Here is a 13,076-nt window from a genome sequence, read left to right as displayed (position 1 = left end):
TGTGAAGGTACCGGTGGCAACGCTGCAACCTTTTGCATCGGTAACCGTAACATCGTAATCTCCTTGCAGCAATCCTGAGCGGTTTTTAGGGTTGTTGCTACCCGGCAAATCCAACCAATCGTAGGTGTAAGGCGAAGTTCCGCCACTGACATCAAGGGTGATGCTCCCATCCACAAAGCAAGTGGGCTGCGAAACATTAACATCCACCGCAAGTGGCGCTGATGGCTGGGTGATGGTGAACGAAAATGTGGCTGGTCCGCATGAGTTGGCATCTTTTACATAGGCAGTATACGTGCCAGCGGCCAGTCCTGTGAAAGTACCTGAAGGAAAATATTCTATGTCATCGATGCTGTAGGTGTAAGTACTTGTTCCCCCATAACCTGAAAAATTAACAGTTCCGGTATTTTCACCAAAACAGTCAATATCGGTTTTTGAGATCAGTGAAGAAACCAGGGCTGTGGGCTGGGTTAACGTTACACTTGTTTGATCGACACAATCCTTACTGTCGGTAACCGTTACAGTGTAAGTTCCAGCTTCGAGGCCACTGATATCCTCAACGCTACTCTGATAGCTATCGGGTCCGACCCATGATACTGTATAGGTACCCACAGCATCATTTACAGTAAGATCAATCTCACCGTCATTACCGTCAAAGCATGAAACATTGGTGTAACCGGTAATTTCAACGTTTAAATTGCATGCAGTTGAAGTTTCAGTAACATTACTTGTTGAATTAAAAATACTACCCGAGGTTTCAGTTAAGATTGCCGAGTTTTTTATGACCAATGGAGCCGTTTCATCAACACTAGACTGGAAAGTAAGCAAAGGTGTAACCAGGGTGCTGTTTGTGGTTGCTGAACCAAAATCAGTGGTTCCACCATTACCGGTGGCACCGGCGGTGAAGGTCAGACTTCCCGGGTTGGTTCCGGAGTTAGCGGTATATACCCATTGGTAGATCACCTTATCGTTTGCATCAACTATGTCATCATCAGTGCTTATTATGGTTGGACCGCTCACATAAGTTGCGCTAGCACCATTATTCCCAGAAACAGATACTGTTCCGGGGGTAACATCGCTAACTGGGCTGGAGGCAATCAATTCCATTGTTATTACAATGTTGCTTCCTGAAATAACCAGGCTGCTTGAAGAATGAATAGTATTTAACAGACCATTGACTTCTGCCTGAGGCACATAAACCAGCGCACCACCATCCTTAACAGTTAGATTGTTGTAGTAATTTGACAGGGTTGTCCACGTATCTGTAGCTGGGTTGTAGCGCCAGAAACCGTTAAAATTGTCACCCTGTAAGCCGTAAATAGTTGTACCATCATTTGTCAAAGCGCCGCCTTCTTTCACTTTGGCAGGTGTATTTGCCATCTTTGTCCAGCTATTTGCGATGATGTTATATCGGTAAAATCCGATTTTATCATCTCCCTGAAAAGCATAAATATGACCATTGAGATAAGTTAAAGAACCTCCCGCTTTGACATTTTCAAGCATTAAAGCCAGGGATGACCATGTATTTGTTGCCGGATCATATTTCCAGAAGTTTTTTTTGCCATCCCCTCTAAAAGCATAAATGTATGTGCCGTCGGTAGTAAGTGCTCCACCCCACTTTACATTTTCCGGCGCGTCAGCTCTGGCCGTCCAGGTATTCGCAGTCACGTTGTACCGGCGAAATCCCTTCCCATTACCCATAAAAGCGTAAACAGAATCTGCTCCACCAATGCTGAGAAACACCAAAGCACCCCCTTCATTGACATTTGCTCCTGTGTTGGTGAGGGCGGTCCATTGGTTTGTAATTGTATTATACTTCCTAAATCTTTGCTGACCACCACCCTGAAGCCCATAAATGATGGAATCTCCGTCAGTTGTCAATGCCCCACCTTTGGCTATATTAAAGCCATAATCTTGCCTGGCTGTCCATCCTGCACTGGTTAAACCATAACGCGAGAAGGTTTGTGTAGTGTTACCCCTGAAACCATAAACTCCGGCCGGAGCACCGCTGATGATGATTTCGTTGGGTATAGCAGCGGTATTTGAACCCAGGCTCCATGCAACTACATTGGTACCTCCGTGCAAAGCTGAAAACACACTTGTTGATGTTGCCGATGGCCAGATATAAGTTTCGGTATCATTGGCTGCAGACGCAGAAAAAACATATTCCCCGGGTTGATCAAGCTGAATGACCCATGAAAAGTTAACACCAGTTGCACCGGTTGGTACATTCTGTGAAGTTGGTGTCGGGCCTGAAATAATGGTATAGCTACCACCCTCAACAGTAAAATCTGCTGGTGAAACATTATTTACCGTTGAGCCACTGTTTTGTTTTACATTAAATGTAAGTGTGATACTGTTGCCTGTAATGATAAAATTTACGGTTGGTGTTAAACTGGTTTCAAGTGTAACTGTTCCTAATGGGCCTCCCTCAGTATCAAGGCCATTTTCTCCGGCCAGGGGAGTGTAGGAACCATAGGTACCACCTGCATTGGCACTGCTTGTAACGTAACTTGTTCCGGTGGGAATGGGATCAATTACCCGTACGTTTATGAGTTGTTCATTCCCCTGATAACCAACTGTTACACCATAATTTAACATGTCGTTGGGTGCTGCTGTGGCTTTATCAACCGTTTTTGTATTGGTTACCTGTGCAATCATTGAAACTGGAAGGATCAATAAAAGTAACAATACCAGCCAGATTTTTCTGAATGTTACCCTGGGAGATAAACTAGTGAATACAATTTTATTTGCTTCCATATTATTAGTGTAATTCTTATTTTTCATTGTTTCGGGTTTTATTGTCCTATGGATGAAGGTTGCACCGGATTGGGATTCAGATAATTGAGCGTAACCGAGGTGGTAGCAGTGCAGTTGTTGGCGTCTTTCACCGTCACTGTATAGGTGCCTGCCATCAGATTGGTCCGGTTCTGCGGGTCGGTGAATTCTCCGGGATTGCCAATGTCGGCCCAGTCGAAGGTGTAGGATCCGGCGCCTCCGCTAACCGTAAGGGTTATGGCGCCATCGGCAAAATTCTGGTCGCCGTCAGGCGGGCAGGTGGGAGAGGTGGGCGTAGTGCTCAGCACCATTGCAGGATTCAGACCGATGGTTACCTGCAGGCTGGCTGTGCAGTTTTTGGCGTCGGTAACAGTAAGCGAATAGTTGCCGGCAGCCAGGCTGCTGAGGTCTTCATCATCCGAGGTAAAGCCACCCGGGCCTGTCCAACTGTAGCTGTATGAGCCTGTGCCACCGCTTGCTGTAATATTGATCGCACCGGTGGATTGTCCGAAACACTCCACATCCACCTTCGAATCAAGCACCACAGTGAGGGCTGCTGCAGGCTCGGTCACCTCAATCCCACTCAGGGTTTTGGTGCAGTTTTTCGAATCGGTCACAGTCACCGAATAGCTTCCGGGCGCCAGGCCGGTGCGGTTCTGATTGCTGTTGCCGTCGTTCCACAGGTAGGTATAGCCGGGGTTGCCACCGCTCACGCTGAGCGAGATTTGCCCGTTGTTGAATCCTTTGCACGTTACGTTGGTCACCGATGGTGTGATTGTAATGTCGTCCGGTTGGGTCACCACCACCTCCTTGGTTTCCACACAACCTTTGCTGTCGGTCACCGTGAGGTTATAGGTTCCGGCTGACAGCCCGCTCAGGTTGGCAGTGGAAGCTGAAAAGCCGGGAACACCGATTTTCGTCCAGGCATAGGTAAAGCCTGGAATACCGCCACTCACGCTGGTGCTGATGCTGCCGGTGGAGCCGCCGTTGCAGGTAACGGGCGTGGGCGTTGCGGTGATAATGATCTGGGGAGATTGGCTGAGGGTTACATTAAAACTTGCCGAGCAACCGCCATTCTCCGAAACATTAACGGTATAACTGCCGGCCTGGAGATTTGTAATTGTGAATGGTGATGCAGGGGCACTGCCTGATCCTGAACCGCCTTCAGTCCTGGTCCAGCTGTACGCGTAAGGGGCGGAACCACTGGAAACCGTTACCGTTATTGCTCCACCGTTCGGGGTATTATAGCAGGGATTGGTAACCGAGGATGATAATCCAAGGTTGCAGGTAACTGTAACCGACTCTGTATCAAAAGTTACCCTGCCGCAAACATCCGTTACCGTCACTGCGATCTGGCAGTTTGTCGGTGAAGGGGTGGCATCAGGTGTAAAAGATACTGACTGCGAGGTGCTGTTGGGTGAAAATACCCCCCCGCAACTTGCCGACCACTGGATGCTGTAGTCATCGGGGTCAATGCCAACCGGAAAAGTAACGGAAAGGGCTTGTGGTTCCCCTGAAAAAATGATTGGGGGCAGGTCAGCAATGGAAGGTATGGCCTCCGACCTGGAAGAAGAGGTATAGAAGGCGAAGTTGAAAAAAGCACGCTGTGCTGCAACACTGGCCGGGTTATTACCCAATTTTGAGATATCATGACTGGCTTCGAGCATTACTACCCCCCGGTCTGATTCGCCAAATCCGGGACCCCAGGCTACAATAGCGGGACGATGCTCATAACTGTTGGAAGCACGCTGGAGATGATCGGGATCGTAAACTCCCACCTTTGTAGTTGGCCTCCAACCTGGTGCGAGAGGGATAAAAATCTGCTCTGAACCATTTTGTGTAGCTGCATCAATGGTACCCATGAACTGCATGATCGGATCGGTGGGATGATCGTAAGAATAAGGCGGAGTGCCATTGCTGTGGTTCCCCCATAAAATCAGGGCATTTTGATAATAAGGCCCACCACCGATGGCAGGACCTGTTTTTTCTGCCAGGAAATTGGTCTGTAAGTTATGATCAACGGGCGCTGTGTTTTTAAACATGTCCTCCAGGGCGCTCCCGGCATGGCAGCCCAGCCAGATAGCGCCTTTACATTCCTCGTTCCAGGTATAAAGCCGGCCATGGGTTAACCAGATGGGGTCGGCATGGGGCATCACAAAAATATCGTCGCAACAATCCAGGTCGGCCGGATTCTTCCAGTTGGAACTGGCGCCTCCATAAGCAGATGCCGGAATGCCGGCATTGACAAAAAACTTAACGGCAATACTGCCGTTCTTCAAATCCATTGTAAAGCTGGGTAGGTTCCAGAAGGTGAGAAAAACCGGCACATCGTAGATAGGTGATGTGTTGGTTATGCCGACTACTCCCTGAGCCACCCAGTTGGAAATGATGGCATCTACTGCAGCAGACCGGTATTGAGCGTCGATGATGAAGGGCCCCCCTTTAAAGTCTGTACCATTATAGCTAAAGTCAGTTCCATCTTTAATTTTTGAAGGATTAATCACCCAATACACCGGGCAATTCGCCTGAAGCAGTGCATAAAGCAAACCATAGGGCTTCAGACCGTTATTGATCGTTTGCGGAGTCACGCCCATGTTTACAATAAACGATCCCTGAGGTATGGTCATGTAAGTGGTCGTCTGAGAATAACCTTGTTGGTTCATGAACAGAAAAAGAGCAAGCATCAAAGGAAAAAAAGTAAAACTAGGCTTCCTTATCAATTCACTCCATTGCTTGTTTACTATTTTTATTTTCATAGTCTAAAAATTTTGATGATGAAATTTATATGAAGATATCTTGACATTCAAATTTACAACGAACTCGTTTGATATTTAATGATTTACTATCTGTCATTATGGCAATTGGCCGAATATTGGTCAATAATAAATAAGGTATTTCAGTTATTTTTTTACTGATTAACTTAAAATGATTATAAAGGGAAAAATCAGGTTCAGTGAAGGAGTACTTAAGCATCGGTTTATTGAAGAACATGGCTTTGCCAGGATTCATCGGATCATTCGGCATGAAGTGCAAAACACAGTCAATCAAACCGGTGCATGACGGTTGTTTACAAATGGTATAGTTTATTGCCCGGTACAGAATTAAAAAGCTACGATTCACAGCTGCTGATGGGCACGTATGGTAAGAAATCGTATTTTTATCATGATCCAACAGCAATGGATTATTTTTCACCCATTGCTCCTGATTGTCTACGATCATACCCTTCATGTCGAAGCATAAAGGTAGATTACCTGAAAATGTGGTGATTACAGGGAACAAGAGCATCAAGTAGACTCCTGCTATAAAACGGGTGGTTTCAATAGTTTTAAAGTAGATTTTTTTCAATAGACTGTATTTTAATCAATTGCAATTGTTAGAGAGAAAATAAACTACCAACTCATTCGTACACACCAGGTGCTAATTTAAGACCACCAAAGTAATAAAAAATTGGATAACAAACTTTTTTTTAAATTTTTTTGCAAAATAATTCCATAAAATGATACCTGATTATTTTTTTAGAGAATTTAAGATAAAAGAAAACTAGTTATTCAGACCTCTTGACCTGATGTTGCTTCCAAATCAGTTACAAACTTGCTTTCGCAAAATGATTTGGCGTAAAGAATAGGTTTCTCCGTCCCTGCCTGACTGCGTTCCGCAATCGCAAATGACAAAGGACCGAGCCATCAACAAGAGGCTGTCTCAAAAGTCTGGATGTAACACGAACCGTTGAAAATCCAATTGAACTACTTTTGAGACAGCCTCAGAATTAGGGCACAACGGCCTAAATTTCTAATCCCTGACCACACTCGTAAACCTGCCATTGTTGAATTCCCACAATGTGCGGTCGTTGAAGTTCACATCGCCGTTGAGGTTGTAGTCGCCAATCCTGTAATGACCAAATATCCCGTTCTGTCCTTGCCAGAATCGTCTGTCATCAAATGTGATGTCTGTGTCAGCTTCTGTTTTGATAAACTGCTCGCCATTACCGGCAAACATGGCAAATGTTCCTGTAAGGACCTCTTTTTGCCGGGCAAAAATTCCATACCCAAACGGATCGTTAACATAGGTTTGCTTGTCGCGAAAATCGTAGGTGATTTTTCCACCGACAATCCCAATGACCTCCTCAGACATAACGATCATATGGTTCCGGTGTTCGATAACCAGCCAGAACTCACTGTTCAGGCCAGGATTACAACAGGTAAAATGCCCGGTGATAAATTCAATGGCGCCATTGTTATGCAACAATGCGGCAGCCTGGCAAACCGGGCCACCTGTTCCTTCAGGATCGTTTCGAAGCGATACCAGAATCCAGTCAACAACAGTAGACGGATAGTTTGCATTTCCATGCAACGGATCACCATGTGAATCATAGCCATCGCCTTCGGTACCATTGTAAAACCAGGGTGCTACGTTATAGGGTTGCCCAGCAGGCGTATAATGTGTTCCGAAGAAAACATCTTCAAAGGTTTGTCCGGGTAATAAGCGTAGATCATTCAGATCAGTGCGCATTGGAAATGTATAATCCAGCAATCCGCAAGGATCAACTGCAGCACCTTCAAGATAAACCCATGAACTGATCTCAATACATTGCCTTAAAACCTCGATGGTAGCTATCGCATTATCGCAGTTGGCAGGATTCCCGATTTCACAAATTCGATATTCAATAGCATAGGAACCCGATGGAACTCCTGTCTGCACATTCAAGTTTCCGGTAGTTATATCAATATAAACTCCCGGATCGGAAGCTGCTGATACTACCTCCAGGCTAACCATATCCCGTTCAACCTTAACTCCCTTGAAATAATCATTATCCAACACATTTCCAGCCTCGGTGCTTTTACCTGGATCGCCAATTGTTCCAAAATCATCATCATTTGCTATTATTTCGCTAAACAAAGCAACAATGGTAACTTCATCTACGGCATACACAGCATTTGAACGCGGATCATTTCCTTCAACGGTTGCCGTGTTCACAATATTTCCCTCAATCAGATCATCCATCGTTATGAAGTATGAATTCATGAAAGTTACTTCAGCATTTGGAGCCAGGGTGAATATGTTGGTGACCAATCCAAGCATCGGATCTTCAGCAATGATGTTTGAAAGCGTGACATTACCCTCATTTTTAACCGTAATTGTGTAGCTGATTTCCTGGTTTATCTCATTATAGATCATAGGATCAGCCACTTTTGTTAGTGTAATTTCAGGATAATGTTCAAATATAACCACTGTTGGGCGATCCATCAGGTTACTCGTAAAGTCAGATAAGTCGGCTATAACAGCACCATTGGAAGTAAACCCTGAAGTTTGTGCCTGGTTACTGACAAACCCTTCGTCAATATCAGCCTGCTCTACACTATAACTGGCTCTGAAAATGATCCGCTGACCGGGAGCAATATCTCGTAAAACTCCATTACCGCCAAGATAAGATCCACCTGCGAAAAACAATGGAACGGGTAAGATCCCTGAACCAGTAAAACTACTTTCCTGTTCGTAAACTTCAATATCGTACAGTGTTACATTACCCGTATTCGTCACACTGTAGGTATAAATAATCAGCCCGGTATTCTGATCGTAGCTGGCTGTTTTAATCAGTCCGATGGCAGAAATCTGGTTGGAATAGACAGTTTCGGTATCATTACATGTTACAGACAGTTGTAAACCGTTGACATCATAATAAAACCCTGTTGCATTGGCCATGTTGTCCACCTGACCTGCATCGAGATCAGCTTGTCCGACAGTGTACGAAGTATTGAAACTTTGTGATGATTGCGGGGCAAGACTGGCAATTGATTGTGATAATCCAGTCAGTGGGTCGATGACAAGAACATTGTTTAAGGTCACATTGCCGGTATTTGTTACTGAAATGTTGTAGGTGAGCTCCTCTTCTGGCTGGCTGTAGCTGTTTGGAACTTTTGTACTGGCCTTGGTAACGAAGATACCGGGCTGTTGTTCTGCAAAAACAGTCTCTGAATCATTGTCGAGGAGAAATTGCGGAGCAGCGTTACCGGCAGTAAATGTAGCAGAAACCGTTGCTGTATTATCAAATTTACCTGCATCAATATCTGCCTGACTAACATAATAAGATGTATTTAAGTTGATCAATTCGCCCGGGGACAAAATTGAAAAAGTCTGGTTCAGACCTGTCTGATGGTCCGTCACTAAAACGTCATAAAGTGTGACGTTTCCGGTATTCTCAATGCTAATGGTATAAGTCAGTTCATCATCCACAGCGATATAAAAATTGGGAATAGTTGTGCAGGCTTTTGTTATGGCAACCTCAGGGTTGATTATTGCCACAACTGTTTCAGTGTCCTCCGCTGATAAAGGATTACCATTAGGGTCATTACCGGTTACAATTGCAGTGTTTGTAAATGTTCCGGCGTCAACATCACTCTGTTTAATGGTGTATGTTGCAGAGTAGATCCAAATTTCCCCAACATCCAAAATCCCGGATGCTCCCTCATCACCTGAAACATAAACAGGTCCATTGGTTGCAAGGACATCCTCAACAGCCAGATCGCTTATTTCCACTGCCCCTGAATTCTCTACAGAAATTGTGTATGTGATCATTTCACCGGCGCTACCATAATTCGAAGTCGTTGCAAGTTTTCTCAGTGCTATGAGTGGCGTGTAAACTTTTACAGTAATCGTTGCTTCATCGCAGTTGGTTGGATTAATCAAGTCACAGATGCTATAGGTGGCAGTGTAAATTCCCGCACTGGTACCAGCCGGAACATCCACCCAACCATCCGTACCAATAAACAAACCTGTTAAACCACCATCATTTACAATCGAAATCAATATATCGTCTTGATGTACAAGGTTTCCATTAAGGTAGTCATTTGCTAAAACATTGCCGGAAGTTCCTCCATGATTTCCATTTACCGGACTTGCAATGAAGTCATCGTCGTTGGCAATAATGTCAGGACTTATAACCCGGACGATTGCATCAGCCATATCGCAGTTATCCGGGTTGAGTATTTCACATAATTTATAGGTTACAGTGTAGGTCCCAGAAGCTACAAATCCCGGAACCACAAGATTACCGTCGATATCGGTTGCAATTCCAGTTAAACCACCGTCAGACACAATACCTATCATCACTTCTGATTGCAGGGCGATGATTCCATTTAAAAGATCATTTGGCAAAAGACTCCCGGCAACACCGCCTGTAAAGCCATTTATCTGATTGGCAATAAAATCATCATCGTTTGCAACGATTGGGGGAGGATTCACCAGAACGAAAATCAATGCATCGTCGCAATTGGCTGGATTAAGTATTTCGCAAATTTTGTAAGTCAAAGTATAAACTCCTGCAGGAGTACTTGCCGGAATAACCACCTGGTTGGATTCATTGAGTACTACTCCCGTCATACCTCCATCATCAGTAAGCTCGACGTTTATTTCATCGACATTTACTGCTACACTGTTAAGCACATCGTTGGCTAAGATTGAGCCGGAAACAAACCCTCCAATATAACCATTAACCGGGCTCATGGTGAAGTTATCATTGTTGGCAACGATCTCCGCCGAAATTACCTGGATGAAAATAGTTGCCTGGCTGCAATTCTCCGGGCAGATATTTTCACAAATCCGATAGCTAATCGAGTAAATTCCTGAAGGAGTTTGCGGAATAACACTCACGATTCCGGTAACCGGATCAAAAGCAGGTACCGGGCTTCCTGGCATCAATGGAGTTGCCGGGGTAACCAGTGATGCGATTATTTGCGAAGCTTCAACAGGCAATCCGTTTCTCAGGTCATTTTCCGTTGCTACCCCAGCATTCAGGGAGCCTTCATAACCATTGACTGGACCAAGGATATCATTAACGGCCTCCAATGATGCCGGCGCTTGCAAAGTAAGCAACATCGAACGAATGGCAGGACTACAAGGTGCGGATGAATAAGCGGTGAGTGTCAATTGAACAATTCCGTTCAGTTTATCACTTGCAGATGGGGTATAAACAGGGTTGAGTGCATATCTGTTGCTGAAAAATCCAGTTCCGCTGGTTGACCATAATAGTGAAATGTAATTAGAAGCAGTGGCATGATCAAGCTGATAAGACTGATTTTGGCAAATGGTCATGTCTTGACCTGCATAAGCCATTGCCGGATTAGCAACGGTAAGCATCATATCGTCATAGATGACCGAACAAGCCGGTCCATTTGTATTTGTCCATCTAAATATATACGTTCCCGGGATTAGCCCATACATTGTTGATTGACTGTTTACCGGATCATCAATAACCGCAGTATTTGGACCAGACATCTGACTCCATGTTCCAATGCCAACAATGGGTGAACCTGCATTCATAGCCACAGAGGTAACATCACAGACTGAGATGTCAGGGCCAGCATTCACACAACAAATCACATTTTCCCAATTGGCAATTCTTACTTTATCGGAATCCTTACATGAACCAAGTGTTACGGTATAGACAAACGTGTAAACGCCCGGAATGGCTCCGACAACAAGTGCATTTGGCTTATCAGAGTCGAAGATTGCGGGTGTATTGGGGCCCGCTTCCAAAGTCCATTTGACTGTAGAGTTTGGAACGACATTGCCACTCAGGACAAATAACACCTGGTTACATAAATCCTGACCATCACCTGCATTTGAAACAGGCGATGGAGCAATCGTCAGGACGAATTCATCAACTGCTGCTGCGCATGTACCATGGCCATTTGCGGTTAATGTTAACAATACAGGTCCCGTTTCAGTTGGGGCCGGAATGTATGTTGGACTTAATGTGGTGTAGTTTGTGAGCTCACCTGACCCATTATGAGACCAGGACAAATCAGAATACTGTGTCGCTGAAGACTCCACCACCGTAAAACTGTCACCCTGGCAGACAACAGCGTTACTCCCTGCGTTGGCTGTGGGTGGCGGGAAAATTGAAAGTACCATAAAATCGCTATCTGAACCACCATTGCCTGTGGCAGCCATGGTTAGCAGTACTTGTCCTGTGTTTTTGTCGCTAAGGCTTGGAACGTATGTAGGCTTAATCGCACCTGCATTGATAAATGTTCCGGTTCCACTCGTTGTCCATTGAACAGTTGTGTAGTTAAATGCCTGTGCATTTTCAATGAAATAGCTTCCATCGGTAGTGCATATTTCAGCATCAGAGCCGGCATTGACAATAGGGTTGGGATGAATTGTCAGGGTCATCACATCGCTAATTGTTGCGCAAACACCAAAACCAGTCGCTTCAATCATCAGGTCAATGCTACCTGTAACAATATCCGCTTCAGATGGAATGTAGGTTGGATTTACTGCAGCAGGATTATTGAAGAAACCGGTTCCAGTACTTGTCCAGTGGAGGCTGCTATAATTACCGGCGGTCGCTCCGCTAAGTGTGTAATTTTGCCCTGCAGCTATAGCTGCGTCCGGCCCGGCATATACTGAGGCCTCCTTCCAGATGGTTAATACCATAAAGTCGCTCGCAACCGAACAACCACCAGAAGCAGTCAGCGTAAGCACGATCTGGCCGCTCAGAATATCGCCGTCACTTAATGTATAGCTTGGTGTAAGTGTACCCTGTCCGGCTGAAAAAGAACCTGTACCACTTGTGCTCCAGTACAAGCTGACATAATTTGATGCAAACGCACCAGCAATCACATGGCTGCCTTGTGAAGAGCACATCGCAGCATCTGACCCGGCATCAGCATAAGGTAAAATTTCATTAATGATAACCTGTTGAAAACAATTTATCGTGTTTGAACTTGCATCGGTTACAATCCACTCAACTAGTGAATTACCAACCAAAAAGTCATATTCGTTTAACGAAGAAGGAAATGGCCCACTGCTGGAATTATCAGGATTGAAAACGTTGTATGAAATTGTTGGCGAAAGGGTACAATTGTCAGAAACTATCGGTAATTCCAGGGAAATATTGGCTGAGCAAAGACCCACATCAGCACTTTGAAAAACTGATGACGGGCAGGTTATTTCAGGCGTCTGCTCATCTTCAACTGTGACCGTAAAATCACAAACCGAATACTGGTCGCTGACCGTTTCGGTAATTGTATAGGTTACCACACTTGTGCCCAATGGGAAAACTACCCCGCTGGCATCATTTGAACCATTGATAGAAGTGGCAAAATAATTCCCTTTTATAAAAATATCATCAATCCGGTTGGTTCCATCATTGGTGACCATAGAATTATTGATCGAAACATTTTCAGTCATGAGCCATCTCAAATAGGCTACAGGTTGATTGTCAAGATCGGCAGGTAAAGGAAGATTTAACAGCTGACCGCTTAAAGGAAAAGCACTTGAATTAGTAATTGTGTATGATG

Annotated in this window: 4 protein-coding genes; all 4 read right to left on the bottom strand. The window is 44.9% G+C overall.

Translation table 11 applies throughout. From position 1 onward, the window contains the following. The coding region (locus IH598_13475) for a DUF11 domain-containing protein (protein MBE0639522.1) at positions 1 to 2,784 on the bottom strand (2,784 nt) is incomplete at its 3' end. An 11-nt stretch (positions 2,785 to 2,795) separates the two neighbouring features. After that, positions 2,796 to 5,531 (bottom strand): SprB repeat-containing protein, encoded by a 2,736-nt coding sequence (locus IH598_13470; GenBank protein ID MBE0639521.1) that lies wholly within the window; start codon positions 5,529 to 5,531, stop codon positions 2,796 to 2,798. A 25-nt stretch (positions 5,532 to 5,556) separates the two neighbouring features. Next, a complete protein-coding gene (locus IH598_13465; GenBank protein MBE0639520.1) occupies positions 5,557 to 6,120 on the bottom strand; it encodes a hypothetical protein in 564 nt (187 codons plus the stop codon). Between the two features lie 444 nt (positions 6,121 to 6,564). Continuing rightward, positions 6,565 to 13,076 (bottom strand): hypothetical protein (locus IH598_13460; GenBank protein ID MBE0639519.1); only part of this gene is annotated, 6,512 nt, incomplete at its 5' end.

The organism is Bacteroidales bacterium (assembly GCA_014860585.1).
Taxonomy (GTDB): domain Bacteria; phylum Bacteroidota; class Bacteroidia; order Bacteroidales; family 4484-276; genus RZYY01.
This window is presented reverse-complemented; position numbering and strand designations above follow the sequence as displayed.